This is a genomic window from Bradyrhizobium sp. HKCCYLR20261 (assembly GCF_051168435.1).
Taxonomy (GTDB): Bacteria; Pseudomonadota; Alphaproteobacteria; order Rhizobiales; family Xanthobacteraceae; genus Bradyrhizobium.
Genome location: NZ_JBNPUZ010000007.1, coordinates 332,120 through 355,246, shown reverse-complemented (window position 1 = coordinate 355,246; position 23,127 = coordinate 332,120). Strand labels below are relative to the sequence as shown.

The following is a 23,127-nucleotide window of genomic DNA, read 5'->3' as shown; positions in this document are numbered from 1 at the left end:
CGCCCCATCACCGCGAGGCAAGCCGGGCGCGGCCTTCAGGCGGCGCGGGCCGTGAGCTGCGGAACCGGGGCCGGCTGCCGCTGCGGATCGGTCCAGGTCAGGATCTCGAAACGGCCATCCTCATGCTCCACGAGTGCCGTGCAGCTCTCCACCCAGTCGCCGCAGTTCATGTAGCGGATGCCATCCTGGTCGCGGATCACGGCGCAATGGATGTGGCCGCAGATCACGCCATCGGCGCCATGCCGCCGGGCTTCCGCCGCGAGCGCCGTCTCGAATGCGCCGATGTAGTTCACCGCATTCTTGACCTTCTGCTTGGCCCATTGCGACAGCGACCAATACGGCACGCCGAACATGCGGCGGAAGAAGTTCACCAGGCGATTCATCTGGATCGCGAAGTCATAGGCCTTGTCGCCGAGATGGGCGAGCCAGCGGGCGTTCTGCACGACGAGGTCGAAGATGTCGCCGTGAATGACGAGGTATCGTTTGCCGTCCGTTCCGGTGTGCACGATGTTCTCGACGACGTCGATGCCGCCGAAATGCGTGCCGTAATAGCCGCGCAGGAACTCGTCGTGATTGCCGGGGACGTAGACGACCTTGGCGCCTTTGCGCGCCTTGCGCAGCATCTTCTGGACGAGATCGTTGTGCGATTGGGGCCAGTGCCAGCTCGATTTGAGCGCCCAGCCGTCGATGATGTCGCCGACCAGATAGATCGTATCGGCATCGTGGTGACGCAGGAAATCGACGAGAAGATTGGCCTGCGAGCCGCGGGCCCCGAGATGAACGTCGGAGATGAAGAGCGTACGAAAGCGCCGCGTCGGGCTTTCTTCACCAGCAGTCTCAAGTCCCATGCGCGCCCACCTAACAGTCCCTGATGACACCGCAATGACAAGGTCAGTTCGGCAGAACCCATCCTGCCGCTTCCGACACCATGCGCGACGACTCGCGCTGTCCCCCGCCACTGCCCCGCGATACCAGCGCGGTGCGACAATCAGGCGACAGGAGCGGCGCTCAACGGGACATCGCGCGGCCATGCCGCACAAAGATTGTGCGACGGCGTTGGCCTTTCCTGGGGCCTCCAGAGGAGCGCTGCGCGTTCATACTTTCAGGAATACTTTACGACCCCTGGTTCATGTTGACCGAAATTGCCCGCAAAACCCGTTCCTCCCATGGCCAAGGACCGATGACGACGGAGTTCATTCCGGATCTCGCCAGATGGCCGGCATCGGAAACCGAGCGCGGACAGTCCGACACCGCGCGCGCAGCGGTCGAGACTGTCCTGATCGCGGCCGTCGCATCGATCCTTTCGCTGCTTCACACCGGGTTTGCGTTCGGCGTCGACAACAACGTCTTTCACCTGCCGATCCTCGCGCGCCTGTACGACGAACCCCAGTTTCGCGATGACGCCTTCATCCAGTCGCTCCGCCATTTCGCCTCCGGCGTCTGGATGCTGCCGCTCGGATCCGCCGATGTCGGCAGGCAGGAGTTGATCTTTCTTTCACTGACGTTCCTGTCACGCCTGGTCAATTTCCTGGGCTTCCTGTGCTGCGCGTCGCTGCTGGGCATCCATACTCTGCGGGACAGGATCGTCTTCAGCCTCGTGATCTCCATGACCGCGTTCCTGGTCGGAAGCAGCTTTGCCGGGATGGGCGGGCTGTTTCTGAACACTTTCACGCATTCGGAAATCGCCAACGGCACCACCCTGCTCGCGATCTACTTTGCGGCGAAGCGCCGCTATGTCGGCACGATGACGCTGGTCGGGCTGACGTTCTTCATCAACGCCTTCATGGCCGTGTGGCTGGTGCTGCCGATCGGATGCATGGCGGTGAGCCAACTCGTCCGCGGGCAGATCAGCTTGAAGGTCCTGTGCCGGGACGTGCTGCTCGGCCTCGTGCCCTGCCTGCTGCTGACGCTCCCCGTCCTTGCCAACATCCTCGGCAACCCGGAATTCGGCCGGCCGATCGCGTTCGATTATGCGCACTACCTGCGCCAGTATTTCGGCGAGCACGTCCTGATCGACACCATCGCTCCATCCCAGCTGGTCGCCCTCGGTGGAATCATCCTGCTGGGCCTCGCCTCGCTCTACCGTCTCGGCGCCACGTCGCAGCCGCTGCGGGCGGCCTTCGCCGGCCTTCTGCTACTCTATGCGCTCGGCGCGGCGCTGCCGTTGTTGTCGACCTCGCCGACGCTGCTCAACCTCCATCTGCTGCGATCGAGCGGCATCATCCATCTCGTCGCCGGCCTCGCGACCGCTGCGCTGGCGACACGCTGGTTGCGCGATGACCGGCGCCCCCTATTTCTGCTCGGCGCGGTCGTCGTGCTGGTCCTGACCTCACGCACCAATGCCTTCGTCCTCAGCGTTCCCCTCATTCTGCTCGGACCCGCCGTTGTCGAACGCTGGTCGCCGAGTGCAGGTCCCGTTCGTCTCGCCGGCTACGCGGCCATTGCCGTCGCGGCACTGGTCGTGTTTCCGATGGCGACGCGGGTCAACTACGCGGTCGACCGGCAGCTTGCCGAGAGCCTCGCCGAATGGCGTGCTCTCAGCGATTGGGCGCGCGGCGCGACACCGCCTTCGGCGATCTTCCTGACTCCGGCCCGGGCCACGCCGAAGCCTGGTGAGGATCCCGATCAGGAGCGCCGCGACGCGGCGCTGACGCGGGCCAGCATCTTCGAAACGGAAGCCCATCGCCGCGTCTGGGTCGACTACAAGCGCGGCGCGGGGGCGATGTGGAGTCCGTCTTATTACCCCATCTGGCTCACCCGCTACACCGACGTCGGAGAACTGACCTCGCTCGATCAGCGCCTCGCCTACGCAAATCGCAACGGCATCGCCTATGTGATCGACCGCTGCGCCGCCGTTCCGGCCGATCGCTCCCCTCTGTTCCGCACACCGCGTCTCTGCGTCTTCGCCGCCGAACCGGCGGCCTGATCGATCTCCTATCTCGGCACGGTGACGACGCGCAGATTGTTGGTGGTGCCGGCCTGCGCGAACGGGATGCCGGCGACGACGACCAGCAGGTCGCCCTTGTCGGCGAATTCCTCCTGCACGGCGAAGAACGTCGCGCGCTCGACCATCTCCTCGTAGCTCTGCACGTCCTGCGACAGCACGCTGTGCGCGCCCCACAACAGGCACATGCGGCGCGAGGTGTCCTCGTTCGGCGTGATCGCGAGGATCGGCAGGCTCGGCCGCTTGCGCGCCACGCGCGAGGCCGAGGTGCCGCTCGACGTGTAGGCCACGATCGCCTTGGCATGGATCGCGGAGGCGAGGTCGGCCGCAGCGGTCGCCACCGCATGCGGCGGCGTCTGCTCCTCGTTGGGCTGCGTCGCCTGGATGATCGAGGCGTACATCTTGTGCTTCTCGGTCGCCTTGATGATGCTGTCCATCATCGCCACCGCCTCACGCGGATACTGCCCGCTCGCCGACTCCGCCGACAGCATCACAGCGTCAGCGCCGTCATAGATCGCCGTCGCGACGTCCGAGACCTCGGCCCGCGTCGGCGTGGGCGTCGCCACCATCGAATCCAGCATCTGCGTCGCCACGATCACCGGCTTCACCGCCAGCCGGCAGGCGCGCACCAGCTCCTTCTGCTTGCCCGGCACGTCCTCATTCGGAATTTCCACACCGAGATCGCCGCGCGCCACCATGATCGCATCCGAGAGCTGGATGATGTCGTCGATGCGATCCAGCGCCGCCGGCTTCTCGATCTTGGACATGATGCCGGCGCGGCCGTCGATCAGCCCTCGCGCCTCGATCACGTCGGACGGCTTCTGCACGAAGGACAGCGCCACCCAGTCGACGCCGAGGTCGAGGCCGAAGGCGAGATCGGAGCGGTCCTTCGCCGTCAGCGGCGACAGCTCGAGAATGGTGCCGGGGAGATTGACGCCCTTGTGATTGGAGATCGCGCCGCTGACGATCACCTTGGCCTCGATCCAGTCGTCGCCGAGCCCGGTGACGCGCACGCGCACGCGGCCGTCGTCGATCAGAAGATCGTGACCGGGCGCGACCGCCGCAAAGATTTCCGGGTGCGGCAGCGGAATCGACGTCCTGTCGCCTTCGGTGCCGTTCAGGACAAACCGAATCGTCTCGCCGGCTTCGACCTGGATCTTCTTGTCGCGCAGGGTGCCGACGCGGATCTTCGGTCCCTGCAGATCCATCAGGATGCCGATCGGCCGCTGCACCTCTTTCTCCAGCGCGCGGATCGCGGCGTGGACCTTGGCGTGATCGGCCTGCGTGCCGTGGCTGAAATTGAGGCGGAACGTGTCGACGCCGGCAAGAAACAGCGCTTTCAGCATCTCCGGTGAATTGCTGGCGGGGCCGACGGTCGCGACGATCTTGGCTCGACGGTGACGACGCATGATGTGTCCTTTCTCCCCAACCCGACTATCGCATCTCTATGACGCGCATGCCCTCTGGCACGCGTGGACGCAGTGGAGCGGCTGATATACCGCCCGCGGCGTCCATTGCAAGCGCAACCCCGGACACGCCGAGATTGTACGGACGGATCGCACGTCTCAGACGTTCGAGCCGTGGATCGCGTCGATCACCGCGTCCGTCACCTCCTTCGTGGTCGCCTTGCCGCCCACATCCGGCGTCAGGATGCCGGCCGCACACACCTTTTCGACCGCCGCCATCAGCCTGATCGCAGCCTCCTTCTCGCCGAGATGCTCGAGCATTTGCGCGCCCGTCCAGAACGTCGCGACGGGATTGGCAATGCCCTTGCCGGTGATGTCGAAGGCCGAGCCGTGGATCGGCTCGAACATCGACGGAAAGCGCCGCTCCGGATCGATGTTGCCGGTCGGCGCGACGCCGAGGCTGCCGGCGAGCGCGCCGGCCAGATCTGACAGGATGTCGGCGTGCAGATTGGTCGCGACGATGGTGTCCAAAGTCTTCGGCTGCAGCGTCATGCGCACGGTCATCGCGTCGACCAGCATCTTGTCCCAGGTCACATCAGGGAATTCGCGCGCCACTTCTGCTGCGATCTCGTCCCACATCACCATGCCGTGGCGCTGCGCGTTGGACTTGGTCACAACCGTCAAGAGCTTGCGCGGCCGCGACTGCGCGAGCCTGAAGGCGTAGCGCATGATCCGGGTGACGCCGACGCGGGTGAACACCGCGACCTCGGTGCCGACCTCCTCCGGAAGACCGCGATGCGCGCGGCCGCCCATGCCCGCATATTCGCCCTCCGAGTTCTCGCGCACGATTACCCAGTCGAGATCGCCGACGCCGACATTGCGCAGCGGCGAGGCGACGCCGGGCAGGATCTTGGTCGGCCGCACATTGGCGTATTGATCAAAACCCTGGCAGATCGGCAGACGAAGGCCCCACAGCGTGATGTGGTCGGGAACATCGGGCGCGCCGACCGCGCCGAAATAGATCGCGTCGAATGCCTTCAGTTCAGCGAGGCCGTCGGCGGGCATCATCACGCCGTGCTTCTTGTAGTAGTCCGAGCCCCAGTCGAAGGTCTTGACGTTGAAGCTGATGTCGCCGCTGCGCTTGGCGAGCGCCTCGAGCACGCGGACTCCAGCGGAGATGACCTCGGGACCGATGCCGTCGGCGGGAATGGCGGCGATGGAATGGGTGCGCATTGTCTGTCTTCAACCTCTGTCCGGGCGTTTCACCCGGACAGCTCTCGCATGTCGCCTCGCCAACGACAAGATGGCGAGGCTGTGCGCTGCACTATCCCAGCGGCGACTCCGCGATGTCGAGCAGCGCGCCGAGGCCGTGGCGCAGGCCGCGCATCGGCTGCTGCTCGGACGACAGGCCGAGCGCCAGCAGCGAACGTCCGGTGACCTCGTAGACATGGCCGAACGGCAGCGGCTGCACCTGCGCGTCAGGCTGGTTGGTGTCGATCAGCGCCAGCCAATTGTGCCCCTCGGGCACCGACGGCAAAGTGAAGTTCACGACGTCGAAATGCGCGTTGTAGATCAGCAGCAAGGTCGCATCCGAGCCGCGGCGCTTGACACCGGTCTCCTGGGCGCGCCCGTCGAGCAGCATGCCGAAGCAGCGCGCGTTGCCGTCGGTCCACTGCTCCGTCGTCATCTCCTCGCCCGACGGCGCGAGCCAGGTCACGTCCTTGACGTCGAGCTCCTCGTTGAGCGAGCCGACCAGGAAGCGCGAGCGGTACAGGATCGGAAACGCCTTGCGCATCGCGATCAGCTTGCGCGTGAACTCGCGCAATTGCCGCCCCGGCGCCGTGATACCCATCCAGTCGAGCCAGCTGATCTCGTTGTCCTGGGCGTAGGCGTTGTTGTTGCCGTCCTGGGTGTGCCCGAACTCGTCGCCGGCGAGCAGCATCGGCGTGCCGTGCGACAGCAGCATCGTCGCCAGCATGTTGCGCTTCTGCCGTTCGCGAAGCGCGATGATCTCGGGATCGTCGCTCGGCCCCTCGACGCCGCAATTCCACGAATGGTTGTTGCTGTGGCCGTCGCGATTGTCCTCGCCGTTCGCCTCGTTGTGCTTGTCGTTGTAGGAGACGAGGTCGTTGAGATTGAAGCCGTCATGCGCCGTGATGAAGTTGACGCTTGCCCACGGACGGCGGCCGCGCTTGTTGAACAGATCGCCCGACCCGGAAATGCGCTTGGCGAAATCGGCGATCGTGCCGCCGTCCCCCTTCCAGAACGCGCGCGTGGTGTCACGAAACTTGTCGTTCCACTCCGCCCAGCCCGGCGGAAACTGGCCGACCTGATAGCCGCCCGGCCCGATGTCCCAGGGCTCGGCAATCAGCTTGACGCCCGAGAGCACGGGGTCCTGCCGGCAGGCATCGAGGAAGCCGCCGCCTTCGTCGAAGCCATAGGGCTCGCGCGCGAGGATGGTGGCGAGATCGAAGCGGAAGCCGTCGACCCGCATCTCGGTCGCCCAGTAGCGCAGCGAGTCGGCGACGAGCTGCAGCACGCGCTGATGCGACAGGTTCACCGTGTTGCCGGTGCCGGTGTCGTTGATGTAGTAGCGCTTTTGGTCTGGCAGCAGCCGGTAGTAGCTGGCGTTGTCGATACCCTTGAACGACAGGGTCGGGCCGAGCTCGTTGCCCTCGGCGGTGTGGTTGTAGACCACATCGAGAATGACCTCGATGCCGTTGGCGTGGAACTGGTTGACCATGGTCTTGAATTCGGTCGCGTAGGGCGTCTTGAGGTAGCGCGGCTCCGGCGCGAAGAAGGCGATCGAGTTGTAGCCCCAGTAGTTGCGCAGGCCCTTGTCGACGAGATAGCTGTCGTCGATGAAGGCGTGGATCGGCAGCAGCTCGGCCGAGGTGATGCCCAGGGAGCGCAGATAGGCCGGGATGTCGTGGTGTGCGAGTCCAGCGAAGGTGCCGCGATCGGCCTCCGGCACCAGCGGATGCAGCTTGGTGAATCCCTTGACGTGCATCTCGTAGAAAATCGTCCGCTCCCACGGAATCTCCGGCTTGCGCGAAGTGCCCCAGGTGAAGGCGGGATCGATCACCCGGCACTTCAGCATCAGCGGCGCGCTGTCGCGGTCGTCGAACGAGAGATCCTTGTCGGCATGATCGAGCTGATAGCCGAACAGCTCCGGACCCCAGCGCAGTTGGCCGACGAGCTGCTTGGCATAGGGATCGATAACGAGCTTGTTGGGATTGAAGCGGTGGCCGGCGTCGGGCTCGTAGGGTCCATGGACGCGGTAGCCATAGACGGTGCCGGGGCGCGCGGTCGGCAGATAGCCATGCCAGACCTCGTCGGTGTATTCGGGCAGTTCGATGCGCTCCAGCTCGGTTTCGCCGGTCTCGTCGAACAGGCACAGCTCGACCTTGGTCGCGTGCGCGGAAAAGATCGCGAAGTTGACGCCGAGCCCGTCCCAGGTCGCGCCGAGCGGAAACGGCCGCCCTTCGCTGATCTTCGCTTTGCGCAAACTGAAAGCGGCCTGCGTCAGGGCGTCGGCCCTGTCAGTGAGTTGATCCATGGATGCCCCCTGCCCGGTTTAAGTCGTCTAATGTGTTTCGGATGTCACAACGGCCTCGGCTGCAACGGTCTCGGTTGCGGCCACGGAGGCGATGACCTCGGCGGGTGGCACATCGGCCGGCACGGACGTCTTGGTCCGCTGCAGATGCACTTCCTTGGAGATCGCGGCGATGGAATTGCCGATGCGGCCCACGATCTCGGCCAGTTCGGCCTGGGTGACGCGCAGTCGGCGCGTGACGATACGAACCTGGACCTTGTCGGTGAGATCGAGCTTGTTGCGGATGGGCTGGATTTTGGGACGGCGCATGTGGCTCCTCCTGCATGAGGTCAACCACGGCTCCGGAATTTGGTTCCCTCGCGCGGCCGCACTGCGACAAAGCGGATACGGTCGATAGAGACATGTCGAATCCATAAGATGAGCGAAATCGATCTCGCGGCGGCATCCGCCCGAGTGATGTCGGCGATGTTGCCCTCTGACCAGGCAGAGGGCACGGGGAATGCCGGGAGCTGGCCGCCCCATGGCCCGCCTGCAGAAAAGAAAGCAGGCGGCAGTCACCACAGGTTCAGCCGAGACATCCCGGCATTCCCCGCGCGATGGTTTTCACGCTTATAACGCGATCTCCCCGGTGTCCGGCTTGTAGCCACCGTCATCAGCGGGATCATCGCCCGCGACTTGGCGCCAGCATCGGGGCGCCAGGACCACGCGTCTTCACGTCCGCAAGCCCGCCGTTCGTCCGCGCAGGTCTCCCCACGCTGCAACAGGCCCGCAGCCACCGCATCCCGCGCCCAACGTTCCGTGACGATCGCGAAGCGTCCCTCTCGAGGAGCACGGGATGCGACAGTGAACCATGAATTCTGAAAAATAGCAACATAATTATTTTTATGGGAAGCGCCCGCACCGTATTTCTCTGCCGTCATTCCGGGGCGCGCGTCAGCGCGAGCCCGGAATCCATGCTCACGATATCCATGAGACCCGAAATGCTTGTAGCGGGCGGCTCGCGCTCCATCACCGTTCGTGGTTATGGATTCAGGGCTCATCGCTTCGCGATGCCCCGGAATGACGTGGGGAAAAAGGTCGGCTGCCCTAAAAAGCGAAACATCCGCGCCAGTCCAATGCATTGAGACAACTTTGTCCTGCACCAGATCGTTCCAGCGTGAGCACAGGCCGGTCTTGTGTTATGAACGGCCATTCGGCGTGCGACGCAGTGCGCAACGGCTTCTTGGACGTGCGGACATTCGGGAGTGTGAACATGACAAGTCCGACGTGCGCGAAATGCGAAGGGCACACGTTTCAGCGAGGTCATATCGTGCCACTCGGAGAGCAGCGAGGCATATCCGTATTGCATTGCGCCAGCTGTGGTACGGTCGCTGCGGTCTTGGACTCGCAAGCATCGATCGAAAACCTGCAGAAGCAGGTCGCAAGCATCGATGCCGGTCTCATCCGCATCGTCAAGGCCATGCAAGAGCTCTGACGGGATCGGGAAAGTGAAAGTCTGGCGCTTATCGAGCCGGCAGACGACGGCGTCGCTCAGCCGGACTTTGCTCCGACGGGCGCTGCACATAAGGGTTCAGCAGGCACATGGCAGACAGGCTGGTCGCCCGCACCTTGCAAGCCTCCCACGATCTGTACTCGCACGAAATCGTGCTCGACCCGCCCCACTCCCAGAGCTGGAGGCACACCGGATCATTGCCGTTGAACTGTTGGGCCGCGGCTGGAACGGTTGCCAGCACGGTGATCGAAGCCATGACGAAGAGCGCGCGCATCATGGCACATCTTGGCACGAGGATGCCCCGTTCGAAAAGGGCTGAGGAGCGGCTTGGTCCGCGCGAAGTTCTGCAGCCCCTCATCAAGCGCGGCGACCTGCCAATGATCTGCCGCCAGCCGATAGCACGAACGTGCCATGGCGATCTTCAGCCGCGCGGACGAAGATGAGACCGAGAGCGGCGCAGGCCACCCGCCACGGGCTGCCTCGAACATTCGGGATATTGCCGGGCGAGGATGGGAGATGACGGATAAAGCCCTCTGGTCGACGCTGCGCCGCAGATTGGTGCCCGCTATAGCGGTGCTCGGGGCGGTCGCCAACCTGCTTTGCATCATGCTCACATTTCATCGGGATTCCCTGAGATCCCATGATCTCGATCATGGGATCTATGCGGGCGTTTGGTTAGTTCTTCTCTTCGGCATCCCACTCCTGGCCCCCAGCTTCGCTCTGTACGTGTTCCGCCGCTCCGCGCCGGTCGCGATCCTGCTGACCACGCTGCTGCTCCTGATCCTGAAGATGAACATCGACGGGCTCATTCTGTACCGGGAGATCGGCATCTTCGAGCGCTTCCCGAAGTGGGACTCGCCGGGTGTGGCCCTGATCTTTCTCAGCATGTTGTCGCTCGCGATGATCGTGGTGCGGGCCATCATCCGGCTGGTCGACCGGCTTCAGGGCTACGATCCCGACGCGTCCGCTTCCTGATCCCACGGGGACAGCGCACATCATGCCGGGATCGCGACACGTCACCGCAAGCCCGGCACCATGCGCCTCAGGGTGCGGTCGTGCAGCCAGTAGTGATGCAGCAGCGCGGCGGCGACATGGGCGCCGATCAGGATCATCAGGCCGTTGGCGAGCGCCTCGTGCATCTCCTTCATGTCGTGGGCGAAGCCGCGGTCGCCGGCCCAGGGCGAGGCGATGTGGAACAGGCCGAGCACCGGCAGCGCCTCGCCGCGGGCGAACTGGGTGAGGACGCCGAGGACCGGAATGGCGAACATGATGCCGTAGATCAGCAGATGCGCGATCTCGCCGGCGTGAACGGTCCAGGATCCGAACTTGGTCGCCACCGGCGCCGGCGGCGGATCGGCGAGGCGCCAGGCGAAGCGCGCCAGCGCGAAGCCGAGCATCGACAGTCCGAGGGTGGCGTGCGTGAACAGCCCGATCTCGTGAGACGCGCGCGGCAGCATGTCGCCGAGATGACCTGAGATCCAGGCCGCGGGCACCAGCACCGCGACGATCCAGTGCAGCCCGATGGCGACGGAGCCATAGGCCTTGGCGGAGTTTCGAAGACGCATGATCAGCTTCCTTCAGCAGGGGGGCACCGCGCGTCCGGAACAGCCGGAGCGCGGATGGCATGACCTGAGGAATAGCCGGGCAAGGGGGTCGCGGGGCTGACGCGCGATGTCAGCCCGCTGTCAGGATGGATTGACCCGCGTGAGGCGCCGGCGCACGCGGCGGCGACACGGCTGGCGCCGACACGACCGCGGGCGCGATCGTGATCCGGGCGCCGCCGAGCTCGGAGCGGCCGATCTGCAGCCGCCAGCCATAGGCCTCCAGCACGTCCTGCACGATCGCAAGGCCGAGGCCGCTGCCCGGCCCCTGCTCGTCCAGCCGGCCGCCGCGCTCCAGCACGCGGCCGATCTGCGCGTCCGGGATGCCCGGCCCGTCGTCCTCGACCGCCACGATCAGCGGACTTGCGCTGGCGACGATGCGCACCGTGCTCGTCGCGTGGCGCGCGGCGTTCTCCAGGAGATTGCCGAGCACCTCCGCCAGATCGGTGCGATCCATCGCCACGCGCATGGACTCGGGCACCTCGCCGTCGAAACTGACATGCGCGGCCGCCGGCGTGCGCGCCAGCGTGCCGAGCAGCGCGTCGACCAGCGGCCGCAATTCGGTTGCCGCCTCCGGCTCGCCGCGCGCCTTGCCGCGCAGCCGCGCCAGCGCCAGCTCGCGATCGACCTGGCGGCTCATCGCTTCCGCGACATCCTCGACGTTGCGCGCGAGCTCCGACTGGCCGAGCTCCTTCAGCCGCGCGGCATCAGCGGCGAGCGCCGCCAGCGGCGTCTTGAAGCCATGCGCGAGATCGGCGGCGCGGCTGCGCGAGCGCATGATCTCGCGGCTCTGTGCATCGAGCAGCGCATTGACCTCCTCGACCAGGGGCGCCACCTCGCTGGGCACCGCGACCGGAAGATAACGACGGCGGCCGCTGCGGATTTCAGCGACACCCTCGCGCAGCACCATCAGCGGCCGCAGGCCGAGGCTGACCTGGACGGAAGTGCCGACCGCGAGGATCGCAGCGAGCACGGCGAGCGCGATCGACAGGTCCTTCGCAAACGCGCGCACGGCGCTGGTGGCGCCGTCGAGATCATAGGCGACCGCTGCCCGGACGCGGGTCTGCTTGTCCGGATTCATCACGATGCCACGCTCGGCGACCAGCACGCGCGCGCCGACGGGACCGATCAGCTCGTGCTGATGCACGTCGCTCGGCCCGGGCTCATCGATCGGCAGCGGCATGATCGTGTCCCACAGCGAACGCGAGCGCAGCAACTGGCCGTGATCGTCGGAAATCTGCCAGTACAGGCCGGACAACGGCACCGTGAAACGCGGATCGGCCGGCGGCCGCGCCACCATGATGCGCCCGTCGCCGTCGACCTCGAGACCGTTGAGCAATTGGCGCAGGTGAATGTCGAGATCGGAGGCGAGCGTGCGCGCGACGTGGCGCTTGAACAGCACGACCATGCCGAAGCCGGCGACTCCGAGCGCGACCAGAATGGCGATGGTGCCCGCCGCCACCAGCCGCAGCCGCAGCGAACCCAGCCTCATCAGACGGTTTCCGGGATCATGTAGCCGAAGCCGCGCCGGGTCTCGATGATGTCGGCCCCTAACTTCTTGCGGACGCGCCTGATCAGCACTTCGAGCGCGTTGGAGTCGTGGTCATGGCCGAGGCCGTAGACATTCTCCTCGAGCTCGTGCTGCGGCACGACGCGGCCGCTGTGCCGCAGCAGATAGGCGATCAGCCGATATTCGAGCTGCGACAGCGCCACCGGCACACCGGAGAGGCTGACCTTCATCTGGCGTTCGTCGAGCGTGAGATCGCCTGACGACAGCACCGGGGCCGCGTGGCCGGCGGAGCGGCGCACGATCGCGCGCAGCCGCGCCAGCAGCTCCTCGTTGCGAAACGGCTTGGGCAGATAGTCGTCGGCGCCGGCATCGATGCCGTCGACCCGCTCCGCCCAGCTCGCCCGCGCGGTCAGGATCAGCACCGGCATGTGGCGGCCCGCGCCGCGCCAGCGCTTCAAAACCGACAGGCCGTCCATGCCCGGCAGACCGAGATCGAGCACGACGGCGCCATAGTCCTCGGTGTCGCCGAGAAACCAGGCCTGCTCGCCATCCCCCGTGGTCTCCACCACATAGCCGGCCGCCTGCAGCGTCCGCGACAGGTCGGACGACAGCCGCGGATCATCCTCGACCAGCAGCACACGCATCTACTTTTCCTCGACCCGCTCGATCTCCCCGCTGCGCGCATCGACATAGACCTCGCGCACGCGCCCGTCGCGGCCGATCACCCGAAATTCGTAGCGCCAGCGGCCGCGCTGGCGCTCGATGTCGATCCCCGTCACGTCACCCGCGATCCGGCCGCGCACCCGCGGCAGGATCTGCGACAGCGGCAGGACGTCCCCCGCTTCCACCGCGTGCCGCACCGCATCGCGGCGCTCGCGATCGTCCTCTCGCGCATCGGTTGCCGCCGACGCCGCGGTCGAGATCAGCATCGCCAGTATCGTGATGCGCATGAACCGTCCAATTTGAGGCAAATGCATGATGGTCCCGGAGCAGGCCGCGATGCCTGGCATTCGCAGATGCTAGGGAGGTCGCATGGCTTTTAGTGTGAAGTTCCGGTGTCGGAATTACGCCCCAGACCGGTGCGAGGGTGGAGACTCGCACCCCGTGCGCCACCCTGCCCGAGGCGAGCTGACAATTCGCTGACGTCCCGCGACAGGTTGCCGTCAGCGCGGCTGCGACACGCTCCCCTTCAGCCCGGCGAATGCCGGGCGCGGTGAAGTGCGGAGAGTGAGCATGCGTATCACGTTGGCGTCGGCAATCGTGCTGGCGGCGTTCGGTGGCCTCGTTGCGGTGGCGCAGGCCCGTCAGGAGACGGCGCCGGAGCTGGTGCCGGTGGTGCGCGCCGATGGTAGCGCGTTGGCGCAGCTTGCCGGGCGCGAGGCCGGGCACGACGACCGCACGCTGAGCTACGAGCCCGCCCGCCGGGAGCGCGAAGGCGACGACGACGATCAGGACGAGCCGCGCCGCTGACGGCCCTAAGCCGTCAGCCCGGCTTCGTACCAGTCCCGGCTCGCCTTGACGATGCGCACGACCGACAGCATCACCGGGACTTCGACGAGAACGCCCACGACAGTCGCCAGCGCCGCGCCCGAGTCGAGCCCGAACAGGCTGATCGCCGCGGCCACCGCGAGCTCGAAGAAGTTGCTCGCGCCGATCAGCGCGGCGGGTGCGGCCACGCACCAGGCGACGCCGAGCCGGCGGCTCAGCCAATAGGCGATGCCGGCGTTCAGATAAACCTGGATCAGGATCGGCACGGCAAGGATCGCGATCACCCCCGGCTGTTTCAGGATCTGTTCGCCCTGGAAGCCGAACAGCAGCACCAGCGTGGCCAGCAGCGCCAGCAGCGAGACCGGCTGCAGCAGCCCCAGGGTGCGCTCGAACGCGCCGTCCTTGCTGCGCAGCAACGCGCGCCGCCACAGCTGCGAGACGATCACCGGCACCACGATGTAGAGCAGCACCGACAGGAGCAGCGTCGTCCACGGCACCGAGATCGAGGCGACGCCGAGCAGGAGGCCGACGAGCGGCGCGAACAGGAACACCATGATGACGTCGTTGAGCGCGACCTGGCTCAGCGTGTAATGCGGCTCGCCCTCGCAGAGATTGGACCACACGAACACCATCGCCGTGCACGGCGCCGCCGCGAGCAGGATCAGGCCGGCGATGTAGGACGAGACCTGTCCCGCCGGCAGCATCGGCGCGAAGACGTGGCCGATGAAGATGCTGCCGAGCAGCGCCATCGAGAACGGCTTGATCGCCCAGTTCACCAGCAGCGTGACGCCGATGCCGCGCCAATGCTCTCTGACGCCGCCGAGCGCGGCGAAGTCGATCTTCAGCAGCATCGGGATGATCATCAGCCAGATCAGGACGGCGACCGGCAGATTGACCCGCGCGATCTCGGCCGCGGCCACCGCCGCGAACACGCCCGGCAGCAGATGGCCGAGCGCAATGCCGACGCCGATGCACAGCAGCACCCAGATCGAGAGATAGCGTTCGAATGTCGTCATCGGATCAGGCCACGTCGGAGCGGGACGAGGTGGCGCCCTCGCCGGCCCCGATCTCGCGCAGCCGCGTCGCGAGCGAGAGCTGGTCGATGCGATCGAGCGGCAGGTTGATGAAGGCACCGATGCGGTTCTTCAGATAGCGGAAGGCGGTCGTGAACGCCGCGAGCTTCTCCAGCTCCGAGCCTTCGACCGCCGCGGGATCCTCGATGCCCCAATGCGCGGTCATCGGCTGCCCCGGCCACAGCGGGCAGGCCTCGCCGGCGGCGTTGTCGCAGACGGTGAAGACGAAATCCATCGCCGGCGCGCCGGCGGCGGCGAACTCGCTCCAGCTCTTCGAGCGCATACCCTCGGTCGGATAATCCATGCGCGCGAGCAGTTCGAGCGCCAGCGGATGCACCGCGCCCTTCGGCGTGCTGCCGGCCGAGAACGACCGGAAGCGGCCGGCGCCGTCCTTGCGCAGGATCGATTCGGCGAGCACCGAGCGCGCGGAGTTTCCGGTGCAGAGAAACAGAACATTGTAGATGCGATCAGGCACGGCTCTTCTCCTTCCGCTTCGGCGGACAGCACGGCGTGAGGCTCTCGATCACGGGTGCGCAGATATCGGGGCGGCCGCCGCAGCAATCCTTGAGCAGGAACAGCGCGACCTGCTGAAACGCCGCGAGGTCGGCGCGGTAGACGATCGAGCGGCTGTGCCGGGTCGAGCCGACGAGGCCGGCCCGCGCCAGCACCGAAAGGTGCGACGACAGCGTATTCTGCGGCACCTCGAGCAGGCGCGCGAGCTCGCCCGCCGGCAGCCCCTCGGGCTCGTGCTGCACCAGGGTGCGGAAGGCCTGCAGCCGCGTCGGTTGCGCCAGCGCGGCCAGCGCCAGAACGGCTTGTTCATTTTCCATATATCCAGAATTATCGATATATTGGATCGGCGTCAAGCCGGCAGGCGCGGCGATGCCGGACCCGGCAACCGGTCATAGCTTATTTCCAATATTCTAGAAATATCGTTTGACTCCCGGCGCTGCTCTGCCGCATCCTGCGATCATGAAGCTCGATGACGCCGCCGCCCGCCTGGAAGCCCTCGGCAACACCACGCGCCTGAAGATCTACCGCGCCCTGGTGCGCGCCGGACATGCCGGCATGCCCGTGGGCAAGCTGCAGGAGCGGCTGAAGATCCCGGCGTCCACCCTGTCGCATCACGTCAAGACGCTGGTCGCGGTCGGGCTGATCTCGCAGCTTCGCGAGGGCACCACCCTGGTCTGTCATGCGGAATACGACGTGATGCGCTCGCTGCTCGGCTTTCTCGTCTCGGAATGCTGCGTCGAGGAGCGCGGCTGCGGCGCCGCGAGCACGGCCGCCTGACGATTTGTCGTATAATTCGATCATTCTAGAAATACAGGAGGTCAATCATGTCGGAAGCCAAGACGGTCGCCATCATCGGCGCGGGCCCGGTCGGGCTCGCCGCGGCGGCCCATGCGCTGCAGCGCGGATTGCGGCCGGTCGTGCTGGAAGCCGGTCCCGAGGCCGCGCACGCCGTGCGGCAGTGGCAGCATGTCCAGCTGTTCTCGCCGTGGAAGTACAATGTCGATACGGCGGCGGCGCGGCTGCTCGCGGGGACGGGGTGGAATTCGCCGGACCCCGAGGTCTACCCGACCGGCCGCGAGCTGATCGAGAGCTATCTGGCGCCGCTGGCGACCCGCAGCGCGCTGCGCGATGTGATCAGGACCTCGCACCGCGTCACCGCGATCAGCCGTGTCGGCTTCGACAAGGCCAAGTCGAAGGGCCGCAGCACCGCGCCGTTCGAGCTGCGGTATCGCAACGGCAAAGGCTGTGCGGCGATGCAGGCCGATGCGGTGATCGACGTCTCCGGCACCTGGTTCTCGCCCAATCCCGCCGGCGGCAATGGTCTGCCCGCGCTCGGCGAGACCGAGCATGCATCGCGCATCGCCTATGGCATGCCCGACGTCAGTGGCGCTCAGCGCCACCGCTATGCCGGCAAGACCACGGCCGTGCTCGGCGCCGGGCATTCCGCGATCGGCACCCTGATCGACCTCGCAGCCATGGCCGAGGAGGCGCCGGGCACGCAGGCGATCTGGCTGCTGCGGGCAGATGATCCCGCCAAATCGTTCGGCGGCGGCAGCGCCGACCAGCTCGCGGCGCGGGGTGAGCTCGGCATGGCCTTCGCCGCGCTGGTGCGCTCGGAGCGCATCCGCGTCGAGGCCGGATTTCACGTCAGCCGTATCGCCGGCGACGATGGACGGCTGCAGATCATCGCGAGTGGCGATCGCAGCGTCCGGGCCGACGAGTTGATCGTGGCCACCGGCTTCCGCCCGGATCTCTCGCTGCTGTCGGAGCTGCGGCTGCGGCTCGATCCTGCCATCGAGGCGCCGGTCGCGCTGGCGCCGCTGATCGATCCGAACGAGCATTCCTGCGGCACGGTGCGGCCGCACGGCGCCCGCGAGCTGGCGCAGGCCGACGAGCCCGGCCTCTATCTCGCCGGCATGAAGAGCTATGGCCGCGCGCCGACCTTCCTGATGATGACGGGCTACGAGCAGGTGCGCTCGATCACCGCGGATATCGCCGGCGACAAGGCCGCGGCCGCGCGCGTCGAGCTGCAACTGCCCGAGACCGGCGTCTGCACGCGCGGCGGACTGGAGAGCATTGCAGCCCTGTCCGGCTGCTGTGGCGGACCGGCGCCGGCGGAGGTAGACAGTTGCTGCGCTGATGACGCCAAGGCCAAGGCGGCGGGCCGCAGCGGCTGCGGCTGCTCCTGACGAAAGCGCGAACGAGAGGTTGTAGAGAATGCAGGCACGACGGCTGGGCGTGGTCATCGCTCTCGGCACCGCCCAGACCTTGGCCTGGGGATCGAGCTACTATCTGCCGGCGATCCTCGCCGACCCGATCGCGCGCGATCTCGGCATCTCCGACAACTGGTTCTTCGCCGCCTTCTCGGCCTCGCTGATCATCTCCGGTCTGCTCGGCCCGCGCATCGGCCGGCAGATCGATCGCGTCGGCGGCCGGCAGGTGCTGTGCGCCTCCAATATCGTGCTGGCGATCGGGCTCACGCTGCTCGGCCTGTCGCATTCCCTCTGGGTGATGGCGATCGCCTGGCTGTGGCTCGGCGTCGGCATGGGCCTCGGCCTCTACGACGCCGCGTTCGGCGCGCTCGGGCGCATCTATGGCAAGGACGCGCGCGGCGCGATCACCGGCATCACGCTGATCGCAGGCTTTGCCTCCACTGTGGGCTGGCCGCTCAGCACCTGGGGACTCGCCACGATCGGCTGGCGCGAGACCTGCTTCGCCTGGGCGATCGCGCATCTCGTCATCGGCCTGCCGCTCAATCTGTCGCTGCCGCGCGCCACCGCGATCGCTCCCGGCGACCTGCCCACGGGCAAGCCGAACATCCCGCTCGACCGTCCGATGGTGCTGATCGCGTTTGCGATGGCCGCGGCCTGGACCGTGACCGCGGCGATGGCCGTGCATCTGCCGCGGCTGATGGAATCGTTCGGCGCGACGCCGGCGCAGGCGCTGTTCGCCGGCATGATGATCGGTCCCGCGCAGGTCGCCGCGCGGGTGTTCGAGGCCGGCTTTCTCAGCCGCTTCCATCCGCTGGCCTCGGCGCGGCTCGCCTGCGTCACCCACCCGCTCGGCGCGCTGACCATCGGCCTGTTCGGCGGCGGCGCCGCGGCGGCCTTCGCGCTGCTGCACGGCTCCGGCAACGGCATTCTCACGATCGCGCGCGGCACGCTGCCGCTCGCGATCTTCGGCCCCGCCAACTACGCCTACCGGCTCGGCCTGATCGGCGCGCCGTCGCGGATCTGCCAGGCGTTCGCGCCGCTGCTGTTCGGCCTGCTGATCGACGCGCTCGGCCGCGGCGTGCTGATCGTCTCGGCAAGCCTCAGCCTGTCGGCGCTGACAGCCCTGATGCTGCTCGCGGCCGAGCGCGCCGAAACGGCGGTCCCAGGCAGCGCGCCGGACGAGGCGGCGTGAGCCGGTCCTTCAGACTTTCTTAACCAGCTTTTGGGGCTTCCGCACCGGTCGGACGCCGCGGCCCGGCAGGACGGCGCGCATATACGGAAAGTTGAAACTTCGACGAAACGATAACCCGTGATCATACGGGGGACGTTCACGACACGATGGCGTTGCAACGCAAACACATGCTTCGTGTCGGTGCCGTGGCCGCCTGTGTCGGGATCTTCCTGGCCGGCGCCGATCTCGCCGTGACCGCACTGATCGGCGGCCAGACGACACGGCAGCTCAGCGAACTCAGCAAGGTGGCGCTGCGCCGTTCCGAGGCCGCGATCGATTCCGCCGGCGCGATCCTCAACCGCCTGATCGCCAAGGGGCCGATGGATTGCAGCGCCCTCGCGCTGCAGGCGTTGCGCCTGAGCGTCTATCAAGGAACGATCGTCAAGGACATTCGCACCGTCGATCGGCACGGCTCGGTGCTGTGCGCGGCCTATCCCGAGACGCTCGAATTCGACAATGGCTGGGCGCGGCAGGAGGAGATGTTCAAGTCGACCGACGGCGAGCTGCGGCTGTTCCGGGTCGAGCAGTTCACGGGCGCCGCGTTCGCGGTGATGCGCGACATCGACGCCTCGACATCGCTGGCGGCGATCCTGCGCATCGACGGCAATCTGCTCGACGTGATGCCGGTCGGTCTGCGCGGCGAGAGCGACGTCACGCTCACTTTGCCGGACGGCGAGCAGGTCGCCGGCTATCATCCAGGCGCAGCGGCGAGGCCGTCAGCGCAATCCGTGGCCTTCACCACCGTGTCCGACCGCTATCCGCTGCAGGCCACGATCCATGTCCGGCCGCACGGCCTGAGCGCGCGGCAGGAGACAGCCTATCTCCTGACCATGCTCGCCGCCGGCATGCTCGGAGGCCTGTTCGGCCTGCTGCTCGCGAGCTACCTCAACCGGCCGGTCGATCCGGTCGCCGAACTCGACCGCGGGCTCGCGGCCCATGAGTTCAAGCCCTATCTGCAGCCGACCTTCCGGTTGAAGACCGGCGATATCGTCGGCTGCGAGATTCTGGCGCGCTGGGAGCGAGCCGACGGCCGGGTGATCCAGCCGATGAGCTTCATCCCGCTCGCCGAAAACACCGGCCGCATCGAGAAGCTGACCTGGCAGATCCTGAAGGCCGCGCTGCGCGAACTGCAGCCGGAGATGAAGCAGGACAAGCTGTTCAAGATGTCGGTCAACATCACGCCGCGCCATCTGCTCGGCGACGGCTTCATCGAGGAGCTGCGCAAGGTTGTCGCCTCCTCCTCGGTCTCGACCCGCCAGGTCGTGCTCGAGGTCACCGAGCGCGAGGAACTCGCCGACCTCACCAAGGCGACGACGGTGGTGAAGGAGCTCAGCGAGCTCGGCTTCCGCATCGCGCTCGACGACGTCGGCATCGGCCACAGCGGGCTCTCCACCATCCAGCGGCTCGGCGCGCGCATCCTGAAGATCGACAAGTTCTTCGTCGATGCGATCACGCGCGACCAGTCGGCGGTCGTGGTGGTGCAGATGCTGGTGGCGCTGGCGCGCGAGCTCGACATGTCCGTCGTGGCCGAGGGCATCGAGCATCAGGAGCAGGTCGACGCACTGATCGCCTGCGGCGTCGAGGAAGGCCAGGGTTATCTGGTCGCCCCGCCGCTGTCGCTCGACCGCTTCAAGCAGTTCCTCGAGATGCGGCGCATCGCGGCTCCGGCCGGCCGCGTGACCAAGCCGGAGCTGGCGGCGTAGCGCGCTCGTCCAACTACTGCCTGATCATCTGGCCGCGGATCTCGCCGCCCGGGTTGGCCTGGGTGTGGATGTTGGCGTACCACTTCCCGGCCAGCAGATCGGCGGCCTGCGCCTCGGTGAGCGCCGCCGCGCCGGTGATCGGCGGCTCCGGACTCTTGAACGGCAGCACGATGCCGGCGGTCTTGCCGGGCTCGCTCGGGCCGTGGAAATGCGCGCCGATCGGCGGCCCGCTGAGGCCTGAGAAGGTGATCTTCCAGGTCAGCGTCCTGGTCGCGATGTCGAAGGTTGCCTCCGCGGTGCCCGAGGCCGTACTCGCGTTCGGCGGCACCTCGTTTGCGGCCTTCAGCTCCGATTTCAGGACGACGGTGTCGGCGTGAGCGAGCGGCGCGGCCGCGAGGCCGGCCAAGAAGGCGAGCAGCGCCCAGCCAGACGTCCGATGCATGGTTTCCCCCAGATGTTTTCCGCAGTCTGGAGTGTGAGACCCCTCGAGGCAAGCCGATATTCCGCAAGCCGTACTGAACCCGCGGCAGCCGGCTTGATTGATCAGAAGCGGCCGCTGTGCCAAACAGGCGGACCCCCACGAGGAGCACGACAGAAGGCGATGGCGGAACGGATGGCTGCTTCCAAGACGGCGCGCGGCAAGGTCGGACGGCCCTCGCTCGAACGTGCCGGCGAGGTCGAGGAGCGCATCCTGGATGCCGCCAAGACGGTGTTCCTCGCCCACGGCTTCGAGGGCGCCAGCGTCGACGAAATCGCGCAGACCGCGCGGGCCGGCAAGCCGACAATCTACGCGCGCTTCCCCAGCAAGGCGGCGCTGTTCGCGGCGGTGATCGCCCGCCAGGCGGCGAACAACACGCAATATGAGAATTTGGTGCCGCAGGGGCGCAGCTTCCGCGCGCGCCTCGTCAACCTGGCGCTGACGCTGATCGAGCGCGCCTTCGTCGGCGAGACCATCGGCCTGATGCGCACGGCGATCGCCGAGAACCCGCGCTTCCCCGAACTGACGCTGGAGATCCAGGATTCGGCGCGCGAGCGCGCGACGCGCAATGTCGGCCAAGCGATCGCCGAATTGGCACGCGCCGAAGGCCTTTACGGCAAGGGCGCCTTCGCAGCCGACAGGATCGGGGAGACCGCGAAGATCTTCATCGATCTCGTCGTGTTCTCGATGCTGTTCCGCGCCCTGCTCGGCGAAGACATGCGCGCGCTGAAAAAGGAAGCGCAGGCCTATGTGGAAGGGCGTGTGGATTTTTTCCTGTCGGCGGCGACGTGAGAAGGCAGTCCAACAGCATCTGCGCGGAACACGGCTCAGCAAATAGTCCGTATAAGCGCCCGGACTGACGAGAGGAGAGAATGCATGCAACTCTCTCCGCACGTCATCCCGGGGCGTTCGCGCGCAAAATGGCGCAGCCATTTTGGAGCAGCGCGAACGAGCCCGGAATCCATAGCCTCAGGCTGCGATGAGGTGCGAGCTGCGCGTGGCGGAAAGCGTGGGCCACGCTGACAGACGTGGTTATGGATTCCGGGCTCGCGCTGCGCGCGCCCCGGAATGACGGGGGGAGAGAGCCGGCACATCACTCACGATGTTGGGGATGCGCTAGGCGTCGCGCTGGAGCTGGCACTCCGGCAGATGCCGCAACACCTATTTCTCCCCGCCCCTCGCCCTCAGCTCCGGAAAGATCGTCTCGTCCTGCAGGATGACGTCGGCCGTGCGCTGGTAGTGCGCGGTCAATAGCGCGACCGCGCCCTCGACATCGGCGTTCAGCACCGCCTGCACGATTGCGGCGTGCTCGTCGCCGACGGCGCGTGACGGGAACGCCTTGCGGATCGAGAGCCGGCGGTAGCGATAGAGCTGGTCGGCGAGCTGCTCGCAGAATCCGATCAGAGATTGCGAGCCGCAATTTGCGATCAGAACGCGATGATAGATCCGGTGCAGCTTTTCCCACTCCTTATTGTCCTCGAACGTCGTGGCGCTGAGCGAGCGCGGCGCGCGGCTGAGGCGATGCTGCGCCAGCACCAGTTGTTCCTCCCAGGACGGCGTTGCCGCCTTCATCGACTCCCGCAGCGCCAGCGCCTCGACCCAGCAGCGCGTCTTGGTCAGTTCGGCGAGCTCGGCGCGACTGATGTCCTTGACGTAGAAGCCGCGCTGCTCGCGCACCTCGACCAGCCCGTCGGCGGTGAGGCGGTTGAGCGCCTCGCGCAGCGGCGTCTGCCCGGTCTGATAGGTCTCGGTCAGGAAGCGCATCTGTAGCTTGCGCGACGGTGCCAGCCGCCCGGACAGCAGGTCCTCGCGCAACCGGTCATACACATGGCTTGCCTGGGTCGACGGGCCCTGCCCGTCGGCCTCGATCACCGCGTCCAATTTCGATCTCCCTCGGAATCGCCGCTCATGTATAGAGC

The 23,127-nt window shown here is 66.6% G+C and carries 24 protein-coding genes; 8 read left to right on the top strand and 16 right to left on the bottom strand.

What is annotated here, in order from left to right; genetic code table 11:
• Window positions 1-35 precede the first annotated feature (35 nt).
• Window positions 36-848 (bottom strand): UDP-2,3-diacylglucosamine diphosphatase, encoded by an 813-nt coding sequence (locus ACQR1L_RS19695; protein ID WP_434859570.1) that lies wholly within the window; start codon window positions 846-848, stop codon window positions 36-38.
• 332 nt (window positions 849-1,180) lie between these two features.
• Between ACQR1L_RS19695 and ACQR1L_RS19690 the strand changes: the two genes are divergently transcribed.
• Window positions 1,181-2,926, top strand: a complete 1,746-nt coding sequence (locus ACQR1L_RS19690) for a hypothetical protein (RefSeq protein ID WP_434859569.1) — start codon at window positions 1,181-1,183, stop codon at window positions 2,924-2,926.
• A gap of 8 nt (window positions 2,927-2,934) precedes the next feature.
• On the opposite strand, the gene pyk is transcribed toward ACQR1L_RS19690, so the two are convergent.
• The 6 genes from pyk to ACQR1L_RS19660 form a co-directional block, all read right to left on the bottom strand.
• Window positions 2,935-4,353, bottom strand: a complete 1,419-nt coding sequence (gene pyk / locus ACQR1L_RS19685; RefSeq protein WP_434859568.1) for a pyruvate kinase — start codon at window positions 4,351-4,353, stop codon at window positions 2,935-2,937.
• A 156-nt stretch (window positions 4,354-4,509) separates the two neighbouring features.
• Window positions 4,510-5,583 carry a tartrate dehydrogenase gene (locus ACQR1L_RS19680; protein WP_434859567.1) on the bottom strand — a complete coding sequence of 358 codons (1,074 nt, stop codon included), beginning with the start codon at window positions 5,581-5,583 and terminating at the stop codon, window positions 4,510-4,512.
• Between the two features lie 91 nt (window positions 5,584-5,674).
• Entirely contained in the window at window positions 5,675-7,909 is a 2,235-nt protein-coding gene (glgX, locus tag ACQR1L_RS19675; RefSeq protein ID WP_434859566.1) for a glycogen debranching protein GlgX, read from the bottom strand.
• A gap of 27 nt (window positions 7,910-7,936) precedes the next feature.
• Window positions 7,937-8,215 carry a DUF3606 domain-containing protein gene (locus ACQR1L_RS19670; RefSeq protein WP_434859565.1) on the bottom strand — a complete coding sequence of 93 codons (279 nt, stop codon included), beginning with the start codon at window positions 8,213-8,215 and terminating at the stop codon, window positions 7,937-7,939.
• Between the two features lie 245 nt (window positions 8,216-8,460).
• On the bottom strand, window positions 8,461-9,048 hold the full coding sequence (locus ACQR1L_RS19665; protein ID WP_434859564.1) for a hypothetical protein: 588 nt from the start codon (window positions 9,046-9,048) through the stop codon (window positions 8,461-8,463).
• A 360-nt stretch (window positions 9,049-9,408) separates the two neighbouring features.
• Window positions 9,409-9,672 carry a DUF3551 domain-containing protein gene (locus tag ACQR1L_RS19660; RefSeq protein ID WP_434859602.1) on the bottom strand — a complete coding sequence of 88 codons (264 nt, stop codon included), beginning with the start codon at window positions 9,670-9,672 and terminating at the stop codon, window positions 9,409-9,411.
• A gap of 137 nt (window positions 9,673-9,809) precedes the next feature.
• Here ACQR1L_RS19660 and ACQR1L_RS19655 point away from each other — a divergent pair, with 137 nt between their 5' ends.
• A complete protein-coding gene (locus ACQR1L_RS19655) occupies window positions 9,810-10,373 on the top strand; it encodes a hypothetical protein (protein ID WP_434859563.1) in 564 nt (187 codons plus the stop codon).
• 41 nt (window positions 10,374-10,414) lie between these two features.
• Here the strand turns inward: ACQR1L_RS19655 and ACQR1L_RS19650 are convergent, their stop codons facing one another.
• The 4 genes from ACQR1L_RS19650 to ACQR1L_RS19635 form a co-directional block, all read right to left on the bottom strand.
• Window positions 10,415-10,963, bottom strand: coding sequence for a cytochrome b (locus ACQR1L_RS19650; protein WP_434859562.1), 549 nt, complete (start codon window positions 10,961-10,963; stop codon window positions 10,415-10,417).
• Between the two features lie 109 nt (window positions 10,964-11,072).
• A complete protein-coding gene (locus ACQR1L_RS19645) occupies window positions 11,073-12,491 on the bottom strand; it encodes a sensor histidine kinase (protein ID WP_434859561.1) in 1,419 nt (472 codons plus the stop codon).
• Window positions 12,491-13,153, bottom strand: a complete 663-nt coding sequence (locus ACQR1L_RS19640; protein WP_434859560.1) for a response regulator transcription factor — start codon at window positions 13,151-13,153, stop codon at window positions 12,491-12,493. The genes ACQR1L_RS19645 and ACQR1L_RS19640 overlap by 1 nt, the downstream gene beginning before the upstream one ends.
• Window positions 13,154-13,459, bottom strand: coding sequence for a PepSY domain-containing protein (locus tag ACQR1L_RS19635; protein WP_434859559.1), 306 nt, complete (start codon window positions 13,457-13,459; stop codon window positions 13,154-13,156).
• A gap of 283 nt (window positions 13,460-13,742) precedes the next feature.
• Between ACQR1L_RS19635 and ACQR1L_RS19630 the strand changes: the two genes are divergently transcribed.
• A complete protein-coding gene (locus ACQR1L_RS19630) occupies window positions 13,743-13,979 on the top strand; it encodes a hypothetical protein (RefSeq protein ID WP_434859558.1) in 237 nt (78 codons plus the stop codon).
• Window positions 13,980-13,984: 5 nt separating this feature from the next.
• Here the strand turns inward: ACQR1L_RS19630 and arsB are convergent, their stop codons facing one another.
• The 3 genes from arsB to ACQR1L_RS19615 are packed head-to-tail and all read right to left on the bottom strand — an operon-like array spanning window position 13,985 to window position 15,900.
• Window positions 13,985-15,013, bottom strand: coding sequence for an ACR3 family arsenite efflux transporter (gene arsB, locus ACQR1L_RS19625; protein WP_434859557.1), 1,029 nt, complete (start codon window positions 15,011-15,013; stop codon window positions 13,985-13,987).
• Between the two features lie 4 nt (window positions 15,014-15,017).
• Window positions 15,018-15,545, bottom strand: a complete 528-nt coding sequence (locus ACQR1L_RS19620; RefSeq protein WP_434859556.1) for an arsenate reductase ArsC — start codon at window positions 15,543-15,545, stop codon at window positions 15,018-15,020.
• A complete protein-coding gene (locus tag ACQR1L_RS19615) occupies window positions 15,538-15,900 on the bottom strand; it encodes an ArsR/SmtB family transcription factor (protein WP_434859555.1) in 363 nt (120 codons plus the stop codon). Before ACQR1L_RS19615 ends, ACQR1L_RS19620 begins: the two co-directional genes overlap by 8 nt.
• A 142-nt stretch (window positions 15,901-16,042) precedes the next feature.
• Between ACQR1L_RS19615 and ACQR1L_RS19610 the strand changes: the two genes are divergently transcribed.
• From ACQR1L_RS19610 to ACQR1L_RS19595, 4 genes are all read left to right on the top strand, one after another.
• On the top strand, window positions 16,043-16,360 hold the full coding sequence (locus ACQR1L_RS19610; RefSeq protein ID WP_434859554.1) for an ArsR/SmtB family transcription factor: 318 nt from the start codon (window positions 16,043-16,045) through the stop codon (window positions 16,358-16,360).
• 47 nt (window positions 16,361-16,407) lie between these two features.
• The gene (locus ACQR1L_RS19605; RefSeq protein WP_434859553.1) at window positions 16,408-17,772 is read left to right on the top strand and encodes an NAD(P)-binding domain-containing protein; all 1,365 of its coding nucleotides are present in this window, start codon (window positions 16,408-16,410) and stop codon (window positions 17,770-17,772) included.
• 28 nt (window positions 17,773-17,800) lie between these two features.
• A complete protein-coding gene (locus tag ACQR1L_RS19600) occupies window positions 17,801-18,988 on the top strand; it encodes an MFS transporter (RefSeq protein ID WP_434859552.1) in 1,188 nt (395 codons plus the stop codon).
• 167 nt (window positions 18,989-19,155) lie between these two features.
• A complete protein-coding gene (locus tag ACQR1L_RS19595) occupies window positions 19,156-20,730 on the top strand; it encodes an EAL domain-containing protein (protein ID WP_434859551.1) in 1,575 nt (524 codons plus the stop codon).
• 13 nt (window positions 20,731-20,743) lie between these two features.
• Here ACQR1L_RS19595 and ACQR1L_RS19590 read toward each other — a convergent pair whose 3' ends face one another.
• Complete coding sequence (locus ACQR1L_RS19590) at window positions 20,744-21,172, bottom strand: CHRD domain-containing protein (RefSeq protein WP_434859550.1); 429 nt, start codon at window positions 21,170-21,172, stop codon at window positions 20,744-20,746.
• Window positions 21,173-21,343: 171 nt separating this feature from the next.
• Between ACQR1L_RS19590 and ACQR1L_RS19585 the strand changes: the two genes are divergently transcribed.
• Window positions 21,344-22,000, top strand: a complete 657-nt coding sequence (locus ACQR1L_RS19585) for a TetR/AcrR family transcriptional regulator (RefSeq protein WP_434859549.1) — start codon at window positions 21,344-21,346, stop codon at window positions 21,998-22,000.
• 369 nt (window positions 22,001-22,369) lie between these two features.
• Here ACQR1L_RS19585 and ACQR1L_RS19580 read toward each other — a convergent pair whose 3' ends face one another.
• A complete protein-coding gene (locus ACQR1L_RS19580; RefSeq protein ID WP_434859548.1) occupies window positions 22,370-23,089 on the bottom strand; it encodes a GntR family transcriptional regulator in 720 nt (239 codons plus the stop codon).
• Between the last annotated feature and the right edge of the window lie 38 nt (window positions 23,090-23,127).

Bases quoted from the DNA above. Each gene is read 5' to 3' on its own strand.
- ACQR1L_RS19695 (WP_434859570.1), bottom strand. From the start codon at position 848: ATGGGACTTGAGACTGCTGGTGAAGAAAGCCCGACGCGGCGCTTTCGT.
- ACQR1L_RS19690 (WP_434859569.1), top strand. From the start codon at position 1,181: ATGACGACGGAGTTCATTCCGGATCTCGCCAGATGGCCGGCATCGGAA.
- pyk (WP_434859568.1), bottom strand. From the start codon at position 4,353: ATGCGTCGTCACCGTCGAGCCAAGATCGTCGCGACCGTCGGCCCCGCC.
- ACQR1L_RS19680 (WP_434859567.1), bottom strand. From the start codon at position 5,583: ATGCGCACCCATTCCATCGCCGCCATTCCCGCCGACGGCATCGGTCCC.
- glgX (WP_434859566.1), bottom strand. From the start codon at position 7,909: ATGGATCAACTCACTGACAGGGCCGACGCCCTGACGCAGGCCGCTTTC.
- ACQR1L_RS19670 (WP_434859565.1), bottom strand. From the start codon at position 8,215: ATGCGCCGTCCCAAAATCCAGCCCATCCGCAACAAGCTCGATCTCACC.
- ACQR1L_RS19660 (WP_434859602.1), bottom strand. From the start codon at position 9,672: ATGCGCGCGCTCTTCGTCATGGCTTCGATCACCGTGCTGGCAACCGTT.
- ACQR1L_RS19655 (WP_434859563.1), top strand. From the start codon at position 9,810: ATGGCGATCTTCAGCCGCGCGGACGAAGATGAGACCGAGAGCGGCGCA.
- ACQR1L_RS19650 (WP_434859562.1), bottom strand. From the start codon at position 10,963: ATGCGTCTTCGAAACTCCGCCAAGGCCTATGGCTCCGTCGCCATCGGG.
- ACQR1L_RS19645 (WP_434859561.1), bottom strand. From the start codon at position 12,491: ATGAGGCTGGGTTCGCTGCGGCTGCGGCTGGTGGCGGCGGGCACCATC.
- ACQR1L_RS19640 (WP_434859560.1), bottom strand. From the start codon at position 13,153: ATGCGTGTGCTGCTGGTCGAGGATGATCCGCGGCTGTCGTCCGACCTG.
- ACQR1L_RS19635 (WP_434859559.1), bottom strand. From the start codon at position 13,459: ATGCGCATCACGATACTGGCGATGCTGATCTCGACCGCGGCGTCGGCG.
- ACQR1L_RS19630 (WP_434859558.1), top strand. From the start codon at position 13,743: ATGCGTATCACGTTGGCGTCGGCAATCGTGCTGGCGGCGTTCGGTGGC.
- arsB (WP_434859557.1), bottom strand. From the start codon at position 15,013: ATGACGACATTCGAACGCTATCTCTCGATCTGGGTGCTGCTGTGCATC.
- ACQR1L_RS19615 (WP_434859555.1), bottom strand. From the start codon at position 15,900: ATGGAAAATGAACAAGCCGTTCTGGCGCTGGCCGCGCTGGCGCAACCG.
- ACQR1L_RS19610 (WP_434859554.1), top strand. From the start codon at position 16,043: ATGAAGCTCGATGACGCCGCCGCCCGCCTGGAAGCCCTCGGCAACACC.
- ACQR1L_RS19605 (WP_434859553.1), top strand. From the start codon at position 16,408: ATGTCGGAAGCCAAGACGGTCGCCATCATCGGCGCGGGCCCGGTCGGG.
- ACQR1L_RS19600 (WP_434859552.1), top strand. From the start codon at position 17,801: ATGCAGGCACGACGGCTGGGCGTGGTCATCGCTCTCGGCACCGCCCAG.
- ACQR1L_RS19595 (WP_434859551.1), top strand. From the start codon at position 19,156: ATGCTTCGTGTCGGTGCCGTGGCCGCCTGTGTCGGGATCTTCCTGGCC.
- ACQR1L_RS19590 (WP_434859550.1), bottom strand. From the start codon at position 21,172: ATGCATCGGACGTCTGGCTGGGCGCTGCTCGCCTTCTTGGCCGGCCTC.
- ACQR1L_RS19585 (WP_434859549.1), top strand. From the start codon at position 21,344: ATGGCTGCTTCCAAGACGGCGCGCGGCAAGGTCGGACGGCCCTCGCTC.